Origin of the sequence: Bacillus sp. FJAT-49711, from assembly GCF_018343715.1 — a bacterium.
Taxonomy (GTDB): domain Bacteria; phylum Bacillota; class Bacilli; order Bacillales; family Bacillaceae_C; genus Lederbergia.
This window is the reverse complement of the sequence record NZ_JAGYPL010000004.1, coordinates 82,934-105,157: the sequence shown is the minus strand read 5'-3', so window position 1 is coordinate 105,157 and position 22,224 is coordinate 82,934. Positions and strand designations below refer to the sequence as shown.

General features: G+C 35.8%; 17 protein-coding genes and 1 riboswitch. Of the genes, 16 read left to right on the top strand and 1 reads right to left on the bottom strand.

Annotated elements, in window-relative coordinates; all coding sequences use genetic code 11:
• Positions 1–623: 623 nt before the first annotated feature.
• From ltrA to KHA96_RS18115, 6 genes are all read left to right on the top strand, one after another.
• The gene (gene ltrA, locus KHA96_RS18140; protein ID WP_213130750.1) at positions 624–1,931 is read left to right on the top strand and encodes a group II intron reverse transcriptase/maturase; all 1,308 of its coding nucleotides are present in this window, start codon (positions 624–626) and stop codon (positions 1,929–1,931) included.
• A gap of 435 nt (positions 1,932–2,366) precedes the next feature.
• Positions 2,367–2,543, top strand: a complete 177-nt coding sequence (locus tag KHA96_RS18135; RefSeq protein WP_213130749.1) for a hypothetical protein — start codon at positions 2,367–2,369, stop codon at positions 2,541–2,543.
• A 218-nt stretch (positions 2,544–2,761) separates the two neighbouring features.
• On the top strand, positions 2,762–3,385 hold the full coding sequence (locus KHA96_RS18130; RefSeq protein ID WP_213130748.1) for an ECF transporter S component: 624 nt from the start codon (positions 2,762–2,764) through the stop codon (positions 3,383–3,385).
• A 173-nt stretch (positions 3,386–3,558) separates the two neighbouring features.
• Entirely contained in the window at positions 3,559–4,104 is a 546-nt protein-coding gene (locus KHA96_RS18125; RefSeq protein ID WP_213130747.1) for a helicase, read from the top strand.
• A gap of 529 nt (positions 4,105–4,633) precedes the next feature.
• On the top strand, positions 4,634–6,667 hold the full coding sequence (locus KHA96_RS18120) for a catalase (protein WP_213130746.1): 2,034 nt from the start codon (positions 4,634–4,636) through the stop codon (positions 6,665–6,667).
• 617 nt (positions 6,668–7,284) lie between these two features.
• The gene (locus KHA96_RS18115) at positions 7,285–7,572 is read left to right on the top strand and encodes a hypothetical protein (protein ID WP_213130745.1); all 288 of its coding nucleotides are present in this window, start codon (positions 7,285–7,287) and stop codon (positions 7,570–7,572) included.
• Positions 7,573–7,621: 49 nt separating this feature from the next.
• Here the strand turns inward: KHA96_RS18115 and KHA96_RS18110 are convergent, their stop codons facing one another.
• Entirely contained in the window at positions 7,622–8,308 is a 687-nt protein-coding gene (locus KHA96_RS18110) for a class I SAM-dependent methyltransferase (protein WP_249315732.1), read from the bottom strand.
• A 205-nt stretch (positions 8,309–8,513) separates the two neighbouring features.
• Positions 8,514–8,615, top strand: a riboswitch (purine riboswitch).
• 75 nt (positions 8,616–8,690) lie between these two features.
• Between KHA96_RS18110 and KHA96_RS18105 the strand changes: the two genes are divergently transcribed.
• From KHA96_RS18105 to KHA96_RS18060, 10 genes are all read left to right on the top strand, one after another.
• Complete coding sequence (locus tag KHA96_RS18105) at positions 8,691–9,986, top strand: NCS2 family permease (RefSeq protein WP_213130744.1); 1,296 nt, start codon at positions 8,691–8,693, stop codon at positions 9,984–9,986.
• Positions 9,987–10,188: 202 nt separating this feature from the next.
• Positions 10,189–11,799, top strand: a complete 1,611-nt coding sequence (locus tag KHA96_RS18100) for an FAD-dependent oxidoreductase (protein WP_213130743.1) — start codon at positions 10,189–10,191, stop codon at positions 11,797–11,799.
• A 49-nt stretch (positions 11,800–11,848) separates the two neighbouring features.
• Positions 11,849–12,502, top strand: a complete 654-nt coding sequence (locus tag KHA96_RS18095) for a YesL family protein (RefSeq protein WP_213130742.1) — start codon at positions 11,849–11,851, stop codon at positions 12,500–12,502.
• Positions 12,503–12,849: 347 nt separating this feature from the next.
• On the top strand, positions 12,850–14,469 hold the full coding sequence (locus KHA96_RS18090) for an extracellular solute-binding protein (protein ID WP_213130741.1): 1,620 nt from the start codon (positions 12,850–12,852) through the stop codon (positions 14,467–14,469).
• Positions 14,470–14,679: 210 nt separating this feature from the next.
• Entirely contained in the window at positions 14,680–15,645 is a 966-nt protein-coding gene (locus KHA96_RS18085; protein ID WP_481748254.1) for an ABC transporter permease, read from the top strand.
• Positions 15,639–16,502 (top strand): carbohydrate ABC transporter permease, encoded by an 864-nt coding sequence (locus KHA96_RS18080; RefSeq protein WP_213130739.1) that lies wholly within the window; start codon positions 15,639–15,641, stop codon positions 16,500–16,502. Before KHA96_RS18085 ends, KHA96_RS18080 begins: the two co-directional genes overlap by 7 nt.
• A gap of 65 nt (positions 16,503–16,567) precedes the next feature.
• Positions 16,568–18,787 carry a helix-turn-helix domain-containing protein gene (locus KHA96_RS18075; protein ID WP_213130738.1) on the top strand — a complete coding sequence of 740 codons (2,220 nt, stop codon included), beginning with the start codon at positions 16,568–16,570 and terminating at the stop codon, positions 18,785–18,787.
• A 35-nt stretch (positions 18,788–18,822) separates the two neighbouring features.
• The gene (locus KHA96_RS18070; RefSeq protein WP_213130737.1) at positions 18,823–19,839 is read left to right on the top strand and encodes an NAD-dependent epimerase/dehydratase family protein; all 1,017 of its coding nucleotides are present in this window, start codon (positions 18,823–18,825) and stop codon (positions 19,837–19,839) included.
• On the top strand, positions 19,840–20,892 hold the full coding sequence (locus tag KHA96_RS18065) for a dihydrodipicolinate synthase family protein (protein ID WP_213130736.1): 1,053 nt from the start codon (positions 19,840–19,842) through the stop codon (positions 20,890–20,892). It abuts the gene before it with no gap.
• Between the two features lie 23 nt (positions 20,893–20,915).
• A complete protein-coding gene (locus KHA96_RS18060; protein WP_213130735.1) occupies positions 20,916–21,911 on the top strand; it encodes a zinc-dependent alcohol dehydrogenase in 996 nt (331 codons plus the stop codon).
• Positions 21,912–22,224 lie beyond the last annotated feature (313 nt).

Here is a 22,224-nt window from a genome sequence, read left to right as displayed (position 1 = left end):
GCATATAAAATTGACATACTGATTTTATGGCAATTATTAAGAGTATCACCAAACTTAGCAAAGTAAATTTATGATCTATTTATTTGTACAAAAAGGGTGCATTAATCTAAGAAGGATTAATGCACTTTCTTGTTGGCGTGCCCAGGCAAGCCGTTAATTGCTAACTGGTGAAAGTCCAGTCTAGGTAAGAGCCAAGTCGCCTAGTAGCTGACAGGCAATTGGTGGAGTAATCCTAAGGTTGAAGCCCTGTGACAGCAACTTTACAGGTTGTAACATAAAGTGAATCCTGCCGCCTCGTCAATGCAACCTGGAAACAGGACAAGGAGAAGTCGAGCCTTGCGACAAAGGGCGAAGACCATGGAAGGTGTGTAGAACTTGGTACAACACTCAAGAATCTCTCGGGGTATGGGGAGCGACATGTAAAGAAAGTAATTATCGGAACTGGGGAGACCCTACTTTACCCTTACGGTTAAGGAGAGAGAAAACCTATAAGCAAATGCGAAATGGTGGACTGTAAAGAGGGAGTCGGAGGAGGTCATAGTACTAATGATTATCATGACAGCACAACATGATATAGGGAAGGACCTCTGCTTTGTTCATGTGTTAGAAGGAGGTAAGAGTGAGTGAATGCTATAAAATTAGCTAACTACACCGATGTAAAAGCTCAAGAACTTTGGAAGACACTATATCTCTGTGCCAAGGAGAATCCGAAACGTAAGTTTCATGCTTTATATGATAAGATATATCGCCCTGATATATTACTAGAAGCCTGGAAGCGTGTAAAAAGAAAGAAAGGTAGTGGAGGAGTAGATGGACAAACGATTGAAGAAATCGTTACAAACTACGGGGAGAGGAATTTCTTAAATGAGTTGTATATTCAGCTAAAAAGAAATGAATATAATCCAAGCCCTGTTTTAAGAACGTACATTCCAAAAGAAAATGGAAAGAAGAGACCATTAGGTATTCCTACTATAAAAGACAGAGTGGTACAAATGGCTACGAAGATGGTTGTTGAACCAATATTCGAAGCTGACTTTCAAGAATGCTCTTTTGGATTTCGGCCTAAAAGAAATGCACACCAAGCAATGGCAAGCATAAGAGAGGCAAGCAAAAGAAGTTCTTGGGTAGTAGACGTTGATATTCAGGGGTATTTCGACAATATAAACCAAGAAAAGTTGTTAAAATTAATTGAACAGAAAATTAACGACCGTAGAGTCTTAAAGTTGATTCGCAAATGGTTGCGAGCAGGGATAATGGAAGAGGGTAAGGTCAGAAATCCCCTGACGGGGACACCACAGGGTGGTGTGATTTCTCCTTTACTGGCAAACATTTATCTGAACACATTGGACAAGCTCTGGATAAAGAAATTCCATCACCTAGGAGAACTAGTTCGTTATGCCGATGATCTTGTGATATTAACAAGGACAAAACAACAAGCGATTGCGGGTATACAAGTACTAAAGGCTATTATGAAAAAGTTAGACCTTACTATCAATCGAGACAAATCAAAATTAGTTCACTTGTTCGATAATAAAGAAGGGTTTGATTTCCTAGGTTTCCACAATCGAAAATTTGAGGTACACAATAAAGGTGGAAGACCCTTTTACGCTATGGCTCATATACCAAAGAAGAATGCCATGAAAAAGATGAGAGCAAAGATTAAAGCATACACAGAACCTAGAAATAAGTTATATTTAGACATTAAAGAACTGGTGAAAGGACTTAATAGAATACTGCAAGGTTATAAGAACTATTACAAAATTTCTCCAATTGCATTCAAGTGGCTAAATCAAATTGACTGGTATGTACTTGAAAGGCTCACACTCTTTTACAACAAGAAAAGAAACATCAGAAGGAAACATGGTAATTTAAGGATAGTACAGGGAGAAATAAATCATTTAATTGTGAAACTGGCTAGGAATAATCCGTAATGCACAAGAAAGAAGAACATCGGAAAGCCGTATGAGGGAAAACTTCACGTACGGTTTGATGAGGGGAAGCTGAAATAAGATGAAAATAGCGTAAGCTATTTCACTGAAATCAGTTCTCTACTCTACAATTTATTTGAGAGAGATTAATATAAAAGGTGATAACCGCTTAATGCCTTTCACCAATAAGATACATTAATGGAAACTACTATATTGTACAATGAGATAATGATTCAAAAATTAAACAACTATCCCTCTGCTAAAAAGTCGATGCCTACTTCTAAATAGTTGGTATCCAAACGGCAAAGGTAGAAGAGAGTAGTGCAGTGGGCTAGGACTCTTTGGCAGGAGAATACCTGTTGTTGAGGAACAATATCATTCTTTAAATAAAATAAATTCGTTTAACTCAATAAAACCTTTGAAAGAGGAGAATACAATATGAATAAACTTCAAAAACGAACCGTTTATATTTCGATTTCAGCACTTATTTTCTTCCTAGTATTATCATTAATGACAAACAATTGGGGGTACTTTTTATGGAGTTTATTGCCTGTTTTCATGGTGTTAATGACTGCATTTTCCATCAAACGTAACAAGAAAAATAAAATGAAGTGAAAAGATTTATTCCATCATCTAACATGATCGTGGAAGAAAACTTAGATAAAAACAACTAAACAAACATTTTTAGAGAATATGGAATAACCACATTTGAATATAAGTTACAAATAAATTAATATGAAGGAAATAAGAGGAAATAGGAGCAAGTTGTAATGTAATCCGTGCTTTGAAGCCTCTAGGCAAATGAAAAAATTAGATCACTAAAGGAGTTAGAAGTGAAACTAAAAGACTTTACTTTAACCGCCATTTTTTTATCTATTATTTTATTGCTTGCTTTTACGCCATTTGGGTTTATACATTTAGGTGTAATTAAAGCGACATTGATTCATATCCCAATCATTATAGCTTCAATTATTTTAGGGCCAAAAATCGGTGCCTTTCTAGGGCTTATGTTTGGATTCAGTAGTATTGCAACGAATACGATCAGTCCCACATTGTTATCATTTGCTTTTTCACCAGCCATTCCTGTTTTAGGAACAAGTCACGGAAGCTTTTGGGCGTTGTTTATTGCTATTGTTCCAAGGGTAATCATTGGATTTATTCCTTACTATTTATTTAAGGTTGTTCAAAAAGTAATAAAAAAGAATGAGTCGAATCAAAAGCCGGCTTTATTTTTTACTGGCTTACTTACGACGTTCATTCATACATTTTTAGTTATGGGTTTAATCTCTTTGATATTTAATGAAGCCTATACTCAAGCAATTAATGCAACTAGCATGAGTGCCATATATAAAGCGATTTTAACGGTGTTTCTTACAAATGGCCTTGCGGAGGCACTCCTTGCTGGTATTGTAACAATGGGAGTGGCACCGTCGTTGTTAAGAGTGTCCAAAAAATGAATATTTCTTTAAATTAAAAGAATGAGGGATTTGAATTGGGTTACCATTCTTATTTCTTATTCTTTTTTCTTATGTTAAAAAGTAGGGGTATTGGAAGGAAGAAGAGAAAGGAAACTAATTTAACACTATATCGTTTTTTGTTTTACATACTAATCAGCAAGGAGTGAATACCATTGCATTTTGAAAATGAGAAAAAATACCCTGATTGTGCAGTTATTACTAGAAAAATAGAGGTTGGGGGACTCACAAAATCGCAGCTTCTGCAAAAATTGCAACAATCCTCTATCTTGATGAATGAGTATGGAGAGAGGCTAATAGCTGATGAGAAATTTATGACTTTTGAAACAAAGTACAGCCTACAGACCGTAGAGCTAACTGTTAGCAACCTTGGCTTTCCTAATGGAGCTACTACAGAGCAGATTTTTAATAAAGCGAAGGAACTAGGTTTGGAAATGTGTCCGCTTGAGCTGGGACCTTATCTTAGACTAGAATATCTGGATCAGCCTGAAGGAAATTCGGTGAATCCTTTACAGCAAAATCAAGCACCATCAGGCTCCGTCACAATAGCGTCGGAATTTCTATATAAAGATGATAATTTTCCAAAAGGCTTTTATCTTAGACGAATAAAGGGCACGTTGTGGCTTCGAGGATACCGTTCAGATCATCTGCATGTTTGGAATCCTGATGATCATTTTATCTTTTGCAAACAAAAGATCTAAAATAGGAATCTCTTATTTCTTTTTCGACTTAATCTGCACGTATAATGATACGGTCGATCATACCGCAATTGGAATGTCCACTTATAATGCAGGTATAAATGATATATTTTTTTTGAAAAAGTTATATTGGAACATACTTGAGAGGAAGAGGCTGGGACATAACTAAAACAATCAAACCTAAAGACGAACAATGATCTAACTTAGCGGAGGAATATACGAAGACTCCTGTGGGAGGAAGGCATAGGTGAGACCCCGCAGCTCGGGACGAGCGAGGAGGCTCGCCAGCCGCCCACGGAAAGCGAAGTATATTTCCGGAGCGGTTATATACACTAAACAACCTATTGTTCGGATTTATCTTTGTCTGAAATAGTTATGTCCTGGTCTCTTCTTTTAGTTTATCGTGATTTGTGAAATTCGAATCAAACTTTCCTGAACTGCACATATTTTAATGCTTGTTTTTATTTCTCCATTTTATTTACATGAATAATTTTTGTTTTCAAGTAATAGTAATGGATGGGGAGGTGTGTGAATGACAGATAAACGAAAAGATAACAAAAAAGATGAGCAACTTGAGTCTTTTCGTGTGAATGACAAAGAGAAGTATATGACAACAAATCAAGGTGTGAAAGTTTCCGAGGATGAACTTTCCTTAACTGCCGGTATTCGCGGTCCAACCTTAATAGAAGATTTTCATTTCCGGGAAAAAATGACACATTTTGATAATGAACGAATACCGGAGCGGGTCGTTCATGCTAGGGGGTTTGCTGCTCATGGCGAGTTTGAGCTGTACGAAGACTTTTCACGTTATACAAAAGCGAAATTATTTACGGATACATCTAAAAAAACACCGGTATTTGTCCGCTTCTCTACTGTAAATGGGTCTAGGGGTTCAGGAGACACGGCAAGGGATGCCCGTGGATTCGCAACGAAATTTTACACAGAAGAAGGAAACTATGATCTTGTTGCCAATAATATTCCAGTCTTTTTTATTCAGGACGGAATTAAATTTCCGGATGTTGTTCACTCATTTAAACCAGAACCCCATAATGATGTTCCTCAAGCTGCTACAGCTCATGATAATTTTTGGGACTTTGTTGCCAATAATCCGGAAAATGCTCATATGGTAATGTGGATTATGTCGGATCGAGCGATTCCAAGAAGTTTTCGAATGATGGAAGGATTCGGTGTAAATACATTTCGTTTTGTAAATGATTCAGGGCAAGCATTTTTTGTTAAATTTCATTGGAAGCCAAAACTCGGTGCACATTCCTTAGTTTGGGAAGAAGCCCAAAAGCTGATGGGAGTGGATCCCGATTTTCATCGCAATGATTTATGGGATGCGATTGAAAGGGGGGATTATCCACAGTTTGAGTTAGGAGTGCAAATTGTTAATGAGGAAAATGAATTTAATTTTGATTTTGATTTATTAGATGCAACAAAGCTAATACCTGAGGAAGAAGTTCCGGTACAAATCATTGGAAAGATGACATTAACGAAGAACGTTGATAATTTCTTTGCCGAGACGGAGCAAGTGGCATTTCATCCCGGGAATGTTGTACCTGGTATCGATTTCACGAACGATCCATTACTGCAAGCAAGACTATTCTCTTATATCGACACACAATTGATACGCTTAGGTGGTCCAAACTTTCATGAGATACCAATCAATCGTCCGATTTGCCCTTTCTACAATAATCAGCGTGAAGGCTACCATAGAATGACGATCAATGTTGGCCGAGTGAACTATCATCGTAATTCCTTAGCAGGAAATACACCAACTCCAGCCCCACCTGAAGAGGGTGGATATAAGCATTATGAAGAAAAAGTTGATGGTTGGAAAATAAGAGCAAGAAGTAAAAGTTTCACCGATTTCTTTTCTCAAGCAACTATGTTTTGGAATAGTATGAGTGAACCTGAGAAGAGCCATATAATCGATGCATTTAGTTTTGAACTGGGAAAAGTAAAAAGCAAATCAGTACGACAGCAAAATGTGGATTTATTCGCAAATGTTAACCTCGAACTAGTCAGATCTATAGCTAGAAATATTGGAGTTTCTCCGCCAACAAGTGGCGGATCGACCGTAACAAAATCTTCCCCAGCATTGAGTCAACTAAATATGCCTATGTCTGCCAAAACTCGTAAAGTAGCGATAATAATATCTGATGGTTTTAATGGTCCACTAGTAAAATCAGTACTTGACTACTGGAAAGCGGAAGGGCTTGTTCTGGAAATCATAAGTGAGGACCAAGGAATAGTTCAAGGTACTAAAGGAATTCAGTTGGAAGCGGCTCAAAATGTGTATACTGCTGATTCTGTGCTGTACGATGCGGTTTATATGGTGCGTGGAAGTAAGGATGATATGAGATTTAATCAGAAAGTTGCTCATTTCCTTGATGAGGCCTTTCGTCACAAAAAGACAATTGGTGCTACTGGTCAAGGTGTAGAATGGTTGCAAGTTAATAATTTTATCAATAAGCCAGGTGTTATTACCGATAAAAGTATTCCTAATTTCGCAAAACGGTTTGTGGAAGCAGTTGCCCAGCATCGTCACTGGGAAAGATAGTATTCAATGGGGGATATTAGCATAACACCATGACTGCATTGTTTTTGCAACCTGACCCTATTACTGAATTGGTTCAACTTGATTGCTAATGAATAGTGGATTTCCAATAAGATAACACGATTGATGAAATTGATCGTCTGTTATCTTATTTTTCATACAGGAAAAATATTGTGGAGACCCAAACTTGATTGCTAATTTTTGAAAGTAATTTTTTCTGCGCTATTGGCAATTCAACAGCATCATTGTTCTTTTTATCAAATACCCAGCCCACTAGTTTTTTTGATTGAGAATCAATAATACCAATTACAAATTTGCAATCACAATATAAAGGATAATCATACCAAGTATCCCAAAGGTTAACAAAGAATCACTTTATCCTTCGAATATTCAGGCAAAGGTACATCCCCACAATATTCAACATTTCTTAATTACTTTTTGAAACTATAATAATTGTATTTATACACCGTTATTTACTTGTTAAAATTCCTTCGACAATTAAAGAATGATGATTTCTGTACAATGTGGATTCAATGAAGTCTCCACTTATTTGCAAAACCCGTAACATAAACCCATCCATAAGAATATTTTGTATGTAGAACATAGAGGAGGTAACTATAATGGAACATACTGTGCATTCGGAGAGGGATATAAGTCATTTGCATGATAAGTGTAAACATCATTTGTACCAATTTGTGCAGGTTGAATTAAACGATGGCTCTGTTTATCAAGGAATTTTGCATAGTCATGATCGGGAAAAATTATATCTCATTATGCCTAAAATGCATCAACATATGGAAGAGGAGAGCAGTAGTCGCTTATTCCCTTTCTTTGGTCCATTTGGATTGTATGGCTTTCCTTTCTTTGGCGTAAGAGCATTTGGACCATTTTTCCCATTCTTTATTTAAACATTAACGTAAAAAGGCTTGCAGCGAATTGGACTGCAAGCCTTTTGAATTACATTTTTGTACCTGATAAAATTCTATAATCCATGATGCCTTCGTATTTATACATATTATTAAAATGCTCCATCATGACCATGAAAAGTTCAGGTTCAATATTTTCAGAGTAATGAAATTCAGGTATCGTGTGATTCTCCAAGAGGGAGTATTGAGGTCTATGGATTTGTATATTTTGAAAACCAGTATTTCTCATTAAATGTACCCAATCATCCTCCAAAAGAAGAGAATTAAATCCATAAAATTGTTTAACTTCTTCCTGCAGAGCTGCCTCCAACGGTTCGTTCATAGTCAGTTCATTTGCTACGAATCGGCCGCCCTTTTTTAATAATCGTAATATTTCCATTAGTGATTTAGGTGCATTTGCAAAAGCTAGCACAGATTCTGAAATAATAAAATCAAAAGCCTCATCCTCTAAAATACACTCTTCAATGGAACCTTGAATTATTTTCACGGGTAATTGTAATTGGGCTATTCTCATTCTAGCTTTTTCCACCATAATTGGATTTACATCTATTCCTGTTACTTTTGCTCCGTATTGTGCAGCTAAAAATGCTGCCGTTTGCCCGGTGCCACACCCCACATCTAAAATATGAGAAGTGCGATCAATTTTTTCTTGCAACAATATTTCTTTTGTCAGGTTAATACCTCCAGGGTGTGCGCCACTAACACCAAATTTGGACAAAAAATCTAAATATATTGACTGTCCAATCGGAACCACCTTCTTTATATATCTTTTTTGCATGATATGAAAATAATACAATATGGGTTCCATATAAAGGTGATTGCTTTGTATGAATATGATCTCCCTAGACGGCCCCGAATTAACTTAATTGGCTGAAAAAGGCTGTTGATATTGACTCATTAGTTCCTCCCTGTTAACATTCTTTTATTAGTTAAAAATCAAACCTTGTATAAGTTCAAGAATAGGGCTTGAACGTTTCTACCGGGCTGCCGTAAATAGCCTGTCTACAGGGACATGAAAAATCAATATACTTTTTTCTTGTCCTAAGTAGAATTTCCCCCCGGCAGCTAACGGGGGGATTTTTTAGATTCGGAGGACAATCATGAAAAACTATTTCCAATTTTCCGAACGAGGCACTTCCTTTAAGCAAGAAAGTGCGGCGGGAGTCACAACCTTTTTATCGATGGCCTATATTTTAGTTGTTAATCCTGTTATCTTGAGCCAAACTGGCATGGATAAAGGTGCTTTATTTACGGCAACTGCATTGTCGGCTATTATCGGTTCGTTATTAATAGGATTAATGTCAAATTATCCAATTGGGATTGCTCCAAGTATGGGGATTAATGCTTTTTTTACTTTCACAGTTTGCATCGGCATGAATATTCCTTGGGAAACTGCTTTAACTGGCGTATTTATTGCAGGCGTTTTGTTCATGATTTTAAGCTTGCTAAAAATCCGTGAAAAAATAATTAATGTCATTCCTCAAGATCTAAAACATGCAATAGGTGGGGGAATTGGTTTTTTTGTTGCCTTTATGGGATTGAAAAATGCTGGTATCGTAAATTCAAATGAAGCCACTTTTGTAGGAATTGGAAATCTAAATTCTCCTGCCACTATACTTGCTATTACTGGTTTCATCATGACAATCATTTTATTAAATAGAGGTATTAAAGGCGGGATTTTTTACGGAATGGTGTTTTCCACCATCATTGGTATGATTTTTGGAGTAATAAAACCTCCTCAAGCCATAATTGGAAAAATTCCAAGTTTGGAACCTACTTTTGGCGTTGTTTTTAACCATTTAGATGACATTTTTTCACCAAAAGTTCTTGCCGTCATTTTCACTTTTTTGTTTGTCGCTTTCTTTGATACTGCCGGTGCGCTAATTGCGATTGCCAGCCAAGCGGGTCTGATGAAAAATAACGAGATTCCAAATGCAGGAAAAGCTCTTTTAGCTGATTCTATGTCCACTATTGTAGGTTCTGTTCTAGGTACTTCTACTACCGCATCATTTGTTGAATCTACAGCGGGAATTGCAGTTGGAGGCAGGACGGGCTTTACATCGATTATTATTTCAGCTTGCTTTTTTGTCTCATTATTTTTCTCTCCTCTTTTGTCCATTATCACTCCAGAAATTACGGCTCCAGCTCTCATTATTGTTGGATCCTTAATGGCAACTGAAATCGGAAAAATTAATTGGGGCAACCTGACTGTAGCAATTCCAAGTTTTATTATCGTCATTATGATGCCATTATCTTTTAGTGTAGCAACGGGAATTGCACTTGGCTTTATACTTTATCCGATCAGTATGATTGCTACGAAAAAGGCAAAGGAAGTTCATCCAATTATGTACGTTCTTTCTGTAATATTTATTGGTTATTTTGTTTATGTTGTTTGATTTTCTATTTATAAAAGAAAGTTTCCTAATGAAAGTATGAGGAACTTTCTTTTTTTTGATATGGATAAATAAGGTTTCTGTCATCTGATCTAATTTCTATCAAAATGAGGCTATAGAGGTAATGTGAATTATTGTCATTATTGATATACTTATCCTAACCACATCGATTCTTTCAGAAAATGATGTTAGAGGAGGCGATTAGATGAGCTTCGAGAATCTTAAGTATTATATTCCGGCAAAATCTACTATTGATTCAAAAGAGATTTCAAGCGATTTAGTTGTATATGGAGGTACACCTGCGGGTATTACAGCTGCTATTCAAGCAAAACAAATGGGATTAAGAGTTGTAATTGCTGAATTTAGTCAACATATTGGCGGGATGACGACTAGTGGATTAGGTGCTACTGACTTCGGTGCAAAAGAAGCTGTGGGCGGATTATCTAGAGAATTTTATAAGCGGATTGGCCAATATTACGGAAAAGAAGAGCAATGGACATTTGAACCGAAGGTAGCCAAGCTGGTTTTTACTAAATGGTTAGAAGAACATGAAATCCCTGTTTATTTTCAACAGCATTTAAATAAAGTTGAGATGGAAAATAAAAAGATTAAAAGAATCATTATGGAAAATGGTAATAGTTTTATTGGGAATATATTTATAGATGCCACCTATGAAGGAGACTTAATGGCTAAAGCCGGGATTAGCTATTTTGTTGGGCGCGAATCAAATGAAGCATATAATGAAACGTACAATGGAGTCCAGTTCGGTTTTCCGCATCATAAATTTGAAGTTCCTATTGATCCATATGTAATCGAAGGGAAAATTGAAAGCGGTTTATTGCCAGGGGTAACTGAACCTGAATTAAATGAAATTGAGTCGCAAGGTCAAGGAGATAAAAGAATCCAAGCATATAATTTCAGAATATGTTTAACGCAGAATCCGGAAAATCGTATGCCATTTCCAAAGCCGCCATGCTACGATCCTAATCTTTACACACTTTTACTAAGGTATATTAATGCTGGTGTTTGGGATGCGATGAATTTACATACATTACTGCCCAATGGAAAAACAGATTTGAATAATTACGGCGGTGTCTCAACAGATTATATTGGGATGAATTACGAATGGCCAGAGGGAAGTTATGAAACACGTGAAAGGATTTTTCAAGAGCATTTTAACTATAATTTAGGAATGTTATATTTTTTGGCAAATGATTTGCAAATACCGTCATCTATTCGAAATGAAGTGTCAAAATGGGGATTGCCGAGAGATGAATTCATTCATACGGGTCACTGGCCGCCGCAATTATATATTCGCGAAAGCAGAAGGATGATATCCGATTATGTTATGACAGATCGGAATTGTTTAGGGCAAACAGTTATTGATGATTCTATCGGTCTAGCTTCTTATCAAATGGATTCACATCATTGCAGAAGGGTTGTTATTGATGGAAAGTGCATGAATGAAGGAGATGTTGAGATCCCAATTTCACCCTATCCTATTTCTTATCGTTCAGTAAGGCCACGTGAAGAAGAGTGTACGAATTTACTTATTCCCGTTTGTTTATCAGCGTCCCATATTGCATTTGGATCAATTAGAATGGAGCCAGTTTTTATGGTTCTAGGACAATCGGTTGGAATTGCAGCCAGTTTAGCCTATCAAGATAACACGGCTGTTCAAAATATTGAGTATGAGAAATTAAAAAAAGCATTACTTAAAGTAAGCCAAGTTCTTGAATGGGATTCCATGATTGAAGATGATCCGGTTAACAGAATGAAGAAGACATTTGGCACAACTAATGATGAAGGATCATGATATTTAGCATTTAATTGATCCTATCGCAGACGATTGGGAGGATTTTGCGATGGAAATGAATGGCTTTATTGGAGGCTTATATAAACTGGGGGATTGGATCATTCGACTTGTCTATATAAATATACTTTGGAGTTTATTTATTTTAGCAGGTGCGATTGTCTTAGGAATTATGCCTTCTACAGCTGCCGTGTTTTCAATCATGCGCAAATGGATGAAAGGGGAAGAAGATATTCCCATTTTTAAAACTTACTTGGAGGCTTTTAAACAAGAATTTGCAAAATCCAATTTAATCGGTCTTTTATTGGGCATCCTGTTGCTTATTTTTTATATTGATTATAAAGTAATCGTAATTTCTGAAGGCACATCATTTCAGATACTGGCGCTCATTTTAATCCCCGTTTTACTTTTATTTTGTTTCATGTGTTTGTATATTTTTCCTGTCTTCGTTAGCTATAATATGAAGCTGCTTCAGTATTTTAAGTATAGCTTTTTATTTGCTTTTGCAAGTCCACTTTCTACGTTAATGATGATCATTGGTCTTTTCTTTACGACTATTTTGGAAATCATGGTACCAGGTCTTATCGTATTTTTTGGCATCAGTGCCCCTGCATTTGTGATTATGGCTTCCGCAAATCGGGCTTTTGGAAAAGTGAAGCATAAGGTAAAAGGAGATTTTGAGCTTCAGGATTCATCTATTTTGTAGTACTTTAAGGTCATCATTTATTAAGGTGACCTTATTTTTATTTCATTTTCCTCATATATCATTTATAACAAAAATACAAAAACAAAATGACTGACTTTATATATTTCTACCTGTTTATAAATTTCCACCTCATCACAAACCCTTGATATTATAAGCGCTTTCATTTTTGTAAGATGTTTTTCATTGTTTTGTGCAGAGTGATTGAAAATCATTTGTTTACAATTAATACTAATAATTCTATAGTTGAGGTGCCTGCTAGAGAGAGGATTTTTGTAGATGTTGTTGATCATTTCCTTTAATTAATATGGCAAAGAAAAAAACATTAATAAAGAAGGGGAGGAAAGTAAATGCTAGGTCGACTATCTAAATTGTTATTTGTTGTACTCCTTGTCATCGGTATTATTGCGGGCTGCAATACTTCTTCAGAAAAAACTGGTGGAACTAACAACCAAAATGAAAGCGCAAACAATGATGAAAGCGATAATGGTTCTGAGGAAAAGGCAAATGAATCGACCGAAGATTATGGTGATACTGGAGGAATCAAATTACCTATCGTAGATAAACCAGTAGAAATTACTTGGATGCTTGTCAGTGAAGTAAATAACTTGAAAGACAAAGCAATCATTAAAGAAATTGAAAAAAGAACGGGCATTAAATTGAATATTCAAGAGTACTCCTCTGGAACATACAGTGAAAAGTTAAATACTGTAGTTGCTTCCGGTCAGCTTCCTGACATTTGGCACGGTTTACCCGTTGCTAAAGTAAATGAGCTTGGACAAAAAGGAGCGGTTGTTGCCATTAATGAATATTTAGATGAACTGCCGAACTATAAGAAGTTATACGCTGAAGAGAACGACTGGGTGATGAAATCTTTTTCCGACGATAAAGGCAATATGTATACATGGCCAATCTATGGTGTCAATCGTGATGTAAACCATGGTTTCTTGTACCGCAAAGATATTTTCGATAAGCATGGAATCGAATTATGGAATAATACTGAAGAATTTTACCAAGCGTTGAAAAAACTAAAAGAGGAATATCCGGATTCCGCTCCTTACTCGTCTAAGACAGCAGAATTCATTTTCAGAGACTGGGGCTTCGGTTGGGGAATCACAGGTGCTCAATACCCAGCTTACTTTGATGAAACTGATAAAACATGGAAATTTCAATTTACAGATCAAAAACATAAAGATATGTTGGACTTTATGAAAAAACTATATAACGAGGGTTTACTAGATAAGGAGTTTATTACAGATACAGAAGCTTCATGGACGACAAAAATGACAACTGGAAAATCATTTGTCACCTTTGACTGGATCGGAAGACTTGATATGTTCTATGAACAAGTGAAAGCTGATAACTCAGAATATGATTTGCGTTATGGTAATCCGGTAGGACCAGAAAATACAATCCGCAGTTTAGATAAAATTGCTAACTGGGGACACACTGTTACGAAAAATGACAAGAGTGAAATCGCCTTAAAACTACTTGACTACTTATCTAGTCCATCTGGAGCAGAGCTAATCATGGTTGGGATTAAGGATGAAATCTACAAAGAAGACGGAGACGGAAAGATTACCTATCCTGACTTAAATCTTGATGTTGTTGGAATAAAGGATTTGGAGAACCAGTATGGCATGTGGTTAGAAGGGATGTATCTTCGAGCAGATGAACGAAGCGTCTATTTCAACTACACTGAAAAAGAACAAGAAGCCCAGGACATGATGCAAGGAAAAATGCAGCCGATTGATCCTATCTTGAAATTCAATGACAAAGAAAATGATACGATCGCGAAATTGCAGCCGAACTTATTAACCGCTGGGATTGAATTCAGCACGAAATATGTAATGACCAAATCCTACGGTGATAAAGAATGGGATGCATGGCTTGAAGAGGCAAAACGATTAAAGGTAGACGATTTTGTTCAAGTTTATAATGATGCCCAGAAGCGTTTTGACAGTGAATAATGCAGTAAACGGGACATTGGAGTCGTAAAATAAGGGCTGGTTTCTAGCGAATCCCATTATATTGAAAGTCCGGGATGCTCAAAGACCAGCCCTATACCCAAAATTAAGGGCGGGACATCGATTTTAGTATTCCCGCAGTACCCGTGAAAAAGGTGTGAACCAGTCCTGACAAAATAGGCAAATTCAATGATTAAATGGGAGGAGACCAGTTTGCGAAAGCCACTTACTGAGACGCAACACACACAACTTAAACAACCAGCACCATCACATTGGGTCTCTGCATTTAACCATATCAAACGAGATCGGCAATTATTGCTGTTATTTATTCCTTGTATTCTCTTCTTTGCCATCTTTCGCTATGGTCCAATGTATGGACTAATTATCGCCTTTAAGGATTATGATGTTTGGTCTGGAATTATAGGAAGTGAATGGGTGGGATTAGAGCATTTTCGGAACTTTTTTTCCAGCCCAGATTTCCTGAAACTTTTTAAAAATACAATTTTATTAGGATTTTATAGCTTACTAATTGGATTTCCATTTCCTATTATTTTTGCGATTCTTTTAAATGAAGTGCGCTTGCTTTGGTTTAAAAAGACGATACAAACAGTGAGCTTTTTACCATCATTTTTATCAATCGTTATAGTAAGCAGTATGCTAATCGATTTCCTATCTCCTGGAAACGGGATTATTAATGATATAATCGCCGCGCTCGGTTTTGAAAAAATTTATTTTCTTGTTGAACCAAGCTGGTTTCGTTCGGTTTATATCGGATCAGATATTTGGCAGCAAATGGGATATGAATCCATCCTTTACTTAGCGGCAATCGCTGGAATTAGTCCATCGCTTTATGAAGCAGCAAAAGTAGACGGTGCGACGAGATGGAATCGAATCCGCTATATTACTTTACCGGGATTAATGCCGACCATTTTAATTTTATTTATTATCAAGGCTGGCAATATGTTTAGAATTGGATTTGAAAAAATCTTATTAATTTATAATCCAATGACTTATGAGGTAGCCGACGTATTCTCTACTTATGTTTATCGGCAAGGGTTGCTTCAAGCAAATTATAGCTATGCTGCCGCGGTCGGTTTGTTTGAAGGGATCATAGCATTAATCATGCTTTTAATTGCCAATCTTTTAAGTAGAAGGCTTGGAGGTAAGAGCTTATGGTAGGAGAAAAGCGATTTACATTTTTCAACGTCTTTAATACGATCATCCTGATCTCTATCGGAATAGCAATTTTATATCCCATCATTTATATTGTTGCTGTATCTTTTAGTGAAACGAGTCAGGTCGTTAAAGGCAACGTTTGGCTGCTCCCAAAAGGGTTTACATTGGATGCTTATAAAGAAATTCTAAGTCAAAATAAAATTCCAAAAGCCTATTTAAACACGCTTATTTATACGGGACTCGGAACGACGATTAATTTATTTATGACCGCCATTGCAGCGTACCCGTTATCAAGAGTTACCTTTTTCGGAAGAAGATTTTTTATGCTTGCGATTGTCTTGACGATGTTCTTTAATGGCGGTATGATTCCGACTTACGTTCTCATCAAAAGTCTGGGCATGATTGATACGATTTGGGCAATCGTCATTCCGAATGCTATTTGGACGATTGAATTACTTATTTTGAAAAGCTTTTTTGAAAGTATGCCAGAATCATTACGAGAGTCTGCCATTATCGATGGAGCATCAGAGTTTAGAATATTGTTTAATATTATGATTCCGTTATCCAAACCAGCATTAGCATCAATCGGATTATTCTATTTTATGGGACATTGGAATAGTTACTTCCTGCCAATGATTTATTTGAATGATTCATCCAAATACCCGCTTCAAGTCATTTTGCGTGATATGCTCATCTTTGCCAATAACGAAAATGAAAGCTTAATTGATAAAGCGGCTCTGGCCCCTGAAGCCTTAAAAAATGCCACCATTTTCATTAGTATGATTCCTGTATTAATCATCTATCCATTTGCTCAAAAGTACTTTGCTAAAGGGGTAATGTTAGGCTCGGAGAAGGGATAATAATAACTTATGTCGAATGTGGGTAATATTACATTCGACTATCGTTTTTGATGGGGTGTTGGCAAATGGAGAAGCTCATCACAGTAAGAGGTTTCATGCGCATTTTTTCCGTCTTGCTCATAATCGTATTAATTATGTTTGTTACCAATTATCTCCTTATGAATAACTCGACACAAAGGCTTTACGAGCAAATGAAAGAAAATAACCATCTAATTGTTAGCGGTATCATTCAATCGATAGATGATACTTTTAAAGATATAAATAACTTAATCTATTCAATTGATACTCTTCCTTATAATCCGAGAGATAATCAAGAAGTAGACTATACTAATTATTTGCTTTATAAAGATATGCATAAACTGATTACACTTTCATCCTCGCACGATTTTATAGAGGAAGTCGTTGTGTTTTTTGATCAATCCAATCTTGCTATTACATCAAAGGGAACGATTGATTTAAATGAGTTTTTCAATGAGCAATATAAAAATAAGCAAAATAACGCGATGTTCTGGACTTCTTTTTTTAATGATGAAAAAACTTTAGAAATTTTTCCGGCAAAGACATATATGAAAAAGGTAAGCGGGGACAACTATAGAGCTAAGAATTTAATAACAATTGCGGGGAACACCCAGTTTTCATCCAAAAACATAATCGTTTTTTTGGACGTCGATGCTTTATTAGATATTATCGATCAGAAAACGATGATGGATGAAACTTCTTTTCTCATTTTAGATCAAGACAATAATATCGTGTTGACTACTGAAGAAAAAATCAATTTAGGAGAAGTAGTTCGAGGTTTACTTGTAGATGAAGGCGAAGAGACAATATTAAAAAATCAAATGTATGAGTATGTAGTATATAAATCTGACTATAACGGATTTACCTACATTAATCGAATCCCTATTCAGTATACTGCGGTTGCATCAATTACTAAAGATCAGCAAACCATTATGCTTATTAGTGGGATCATTACATTATTTCTTTTGATTATTTTAAGTATATATTTGTTTCGACCAATGAAAAAGGTAAGTCTGATTATTGGTGGAGAACCGAATTGGAAAAGTATTTACCAATCAACCTTGCATTTAAAACAAAATATTAAAGAATCAAAAAGTATAGAAAAAGCATTGCAATCAGAGTTAAATAGGCATATTTTTATCAATGCTATCAGAGAAGGAAACGATAAGGATCGAGATGATACGAAATTAAAGGAGTATTTTTCAGAAATTCTTAAAAGTAACCATTTCATTCTTTTAAAATGGGTGTTTGATAGTAAGCAAGCTAATGACATTGGGGATTGGCAAAAATTTATGGAACGTGGATTAAAACAGGAACTACATTATGAAACTGTATTACTTAATAAGGACTTAGAATTTTTAGTGCTCATTGGAATCGATCAAAAATCGGAACGTAGTCAAGTAGTCCAATCCATTCAAAAATTAATGAATCAAGCTCAAAATTCATTGAAAGCTGATAGTTATGCCATTATTAGTAAGGGATACAATACGAAGGTGGAACATTTGCGTCTAGCTTTTCAGGATATTATTAATACGTCTCTCTACAGAAATATCGGAGTAGAATCTTTGCTTTATGATGCTGAATCGATTCATCATACTGTCCAAGTTTATTTTCCAGTAGATAAAATTGAAAAAATACCTAATTTACTAGTCAGTGGCAATGAGAAAGATTTTATTCAAATCATCAATGCCATTATGAACGAAAACCTTGATTTGAATATTCATCGCCATCAATTTATAGCCATATTACAAAGCTTATTATTATATATGAAACGTCCAGTTCAATTAAATGAAGAAGAAGAACAACAATTGTTTAAGCTGGAAATGGATTTTGAAAATAGGATAAGAGAATCGCAAAATCTTGAAGAATTAAAAAGTTCTTTCATGGTTGTTGTGAAATTTATTTTAGAAAAAGGAAGGCAATTGAAAGCGCAGGAAAGCAAATTGAACCCAGTCTTTATTGCTCAATATATTGAATTGCATTATATGGACAATTTATATCTTGAACATATGGCAAAGATAACCGACACATCTTCAAAATATTTCTCCAAATATTTTAAGAATGCCTTTGGAGTTAATTTTGTAGAATATTTACATCGAGTAAGGATTAATTATGCGAAAGAGCACTTGAGAAATGAAAATATTACGATTGCCGAAATCGGAGAAAAAGTGGGTTACTTGAATCCGACAACATTTGCCAGTACGTTTAAAAAATATACAGGTCTTTCACCTTCAAACTATCGAGAAAAAATAATAAATACAGAGTGATAGTTTGAAAGATTAAAAGCATAGGAGGGACGAAAATGAAAACGATTGCGGAATTAGAAAAATTCATGTCAAAACCGTCAATGAAACTGATTGAACAAATAGGCGTGTTAGACGGCGATATTTTAATTTTAGGTGTAGGTGGAAAAATGGGTCCGACTCTCGCAAAGATGGCCAAAAGAGCCATTAATGCAGCCGGAGTGGAAAAAAAGGTCATAGGTGTATCTCGCTTTTCCTCAGGAACTTTGAAACAAGAACTTGAAGATTATGGAATAGAAACGATTGCATTGGATTTATTAGACGAAGGAGCGATTGAGGCCCTGCCAAACGTAAAAAACATTATTTATATGGCAGGAAATAAATTTGGAACTCATGGCAATGAGCATTTTACATGGGCAATGAATGCGTATTTACCTGGAAAGGTAGCTGAAAAGTTTATAGACTCACGCATTGTTGTATTTTCCTCTGGAAATGTGTATCCGTTAACAAAGGTAGGGAGTACGAATTGTTCTGAAGAAGTATTACCTCAGCCAATTGGTGAATATGCTCAATCCTGTCTTGGCCGAGAGCGAGTGTTCACATATTTTTCCCACAAAAATAAAACACCAATCCTTATATATAGATTGAATTATGCCATTGATCTCAGGTATGGTGTATTACTTGAAATTGCCAAACATGTATTTGATGGCAACCCAATTGATCTTACTATGGGAAGTGTTAATGTCATTTGGCAAGGCGATGCTAATGATTATGCCCTTCGTTCATTGCTGCATTGTGAATCACCGCCAAAAATTTTAAACATTACAGGACCTGAAACAATTTCGGTCCGTTGGTTAGCTAAAGAATTTGGAAAACAGTTTAAAAAAGATGTTCACTTTATCAATGAAGAGCAGCCAACGGCATTATTAAATAATGCTTCGGAAGCTCATAAATTATTTGGATATCCAAAAGTAACACTGAATGAAATGATTGAATTAGTATCTGATTGGGTGAAGGCAGACGGAGAGACATTAAATAAACCAACTCATTTCCAAGAAAGGGAAGGAGTGTTTTAAATGCTTAGTTTTGAAGTGAAAAAAGAATTATTAAAAGGTACTATCATCCCAGCACATCCGTTGGCATTAACGGAAGATAGAATACTAGATGAAGCGAGTCAAAGAGCGTTGACTCGTTATTACATTGATGCAGGTGTGGGCGGAGTAGCTGTTGGGGTGCATACAACTCAATTTGAAATAAGGGACCCAAGATTTAATTTATATGAAAAAGTTTTATCGCTGGCAATGGAAGAAATCAAGCAAGCCAATATAGAAGAAAGTTTTATTAAAATAGCCGGAATTTGCGGTCGAACGGAGCAAGCTTTAAAAGAAGCTAGATTTGCGATGAAAACGGGATATGATCTAGGTTTAGTAAGTTTAGGTGGGTTGAAAGATTTAACAGAAGAACAATTATTAACTCACATTAAAATGATTGCTGAAATCATTCCAGTTTTCGGTTTTTATCTTCAACCATCTGTAGGGGGAAGGATTTTTAGCTATGATTTTTGGAAATCGTTTGCCGACATTCCAAATGTTCATGCAATAAAAATGGCACCTTTTAATCGTTATCAAACATTTGATGTAGTACGTGCGGTTTGTCATTCAAATAGGAATGAAGACATTGCCCTATATACAGGAAATGATGACAATATTGTCAGTGATCTTTTAACAACATATCGAATTTCTGTAGGAAATACAAAAATCGAAAAGAAAATAGTCGGTGGATTATTAGGGCATTGGTCCGTTTGGACAAAAAGAGCTGTGGACATATTTAAAGAAATAAAAGCCGTACAAAATAAAGAATGTATACCATCAGCTTTGTTAACACTCGGGCAAGAAATAACGGATGCGAATGCAGCCTTTTTTGACCCAAGTCATGATTTTAAGGGAAGTATTGCAGGCATAAATGAAGTTTTGGCAAGACAAGGTTTATTGAAAGGAAATTGGTGCTTGCTAGAAAAAGAAAAGCTTAGTCCAAATCAAATGGAAGAAATTGATCGTGTTTACGAACAATATCCACATCTTCACGATGACGATTTTGTAAAAAGCAACATCGATAAGTGGTTTGCTTAAAGTTTAACAAAGGAGGTCTGACATTGAAATCGATCGTTGCAAGCAATCAAAATGTAAAAATCATAGAAGAAGAGATTCCTGTGATCAAACCTTCATACGTATTATTAAAAATATTATATTCAGCCATTTCACCAGGTACGGAAATTGGCATGATCGCAAACAGTGCGGGAAAGGAATATGCAATTGGCTATAGTGCAGTCGGAATAGCCATTGAATGTGGCGATAAAGTTGAAGGAATTCAAAAAGGAGACGTTGTAGCTTGCTATGGTGCTCCTTATGTCCACCATTCCGAATATTTACTAGTTCCGAAAACATTATGCGCAAAAGTACCCAAAAATGTTACAGCTGAAGAAGCTTCACTTTGTGGATTAGGAGCGATTGCGATTCATGCGCTTAGAGTTGCCAATTTGCAATTTGGAGAGACGGTTGTAATTGCTGGCTTGGGAGTCCTTGGTCAACTTATTGCCAAAATAGCAGATGCAGCAGCCTATGATGTTATCACATATGATATTTCTGAAGAACGGACAAATATGCTGGGAAATATTAAATCTTTTTCAAACGTTGATGATATGAAATTAGCAATAGATCAAGCTACTAATAATCATGGTGCGGATGCGGTGTTATTATGTGCTGGCGGGAAACGCTCGGCATTAACGAAACAAAGTCTAGAGTGGGTTCGAAATAAAGGCAAAGTCGTTATTGTAGGTGATATTGAACCCGATTTTCCAAGGAACCTCATGTTTGGAAAAGAAGCTCAAATACTAATTTCACGAGCAGGCGGACCTGGTCGATATGACAAAATTTACGAACAACAAGCTATTGATTACCCTTATGGATTCATCCGTTGGACAGAAGGAAGGAATATTAGCGAATATATAAGATTGGTAGCTGAGAAACGAATTGATGTTCAACCATTTATTAAAGAAAAAGTATCCTTCAGTGAAGCTCCTGGTGTTTTTGAGAGCTTAATAAATAAAAAGACAAAGACTTTAACAAAACTGATTGATTACTCCAACTGATGGTTTTTTGTTATAGCTGAATGTTGATTCAAGGCATTTGAAAAATAAACGGAAAAATTACGTTTATTTTGGAAAATACCCTTATTTCCTTAAAAATAAGGGGAGATTTTCCGTTTATAAGGTCCAAATCTTTGGTTTTTGTTATATGTAGAACAGTTAACCGGAATATCTACGCTTATTTTTGCTGCTTCAGTTCCTCTATATACATTAACCGGAAATTCTCCGCCAATTTATTTTCATACTTACAAGAAAATCAACAATAAAAAAATAACAGAGCCTATAAAATTGAAAAAAACTTTGTTTGGAGGATAAG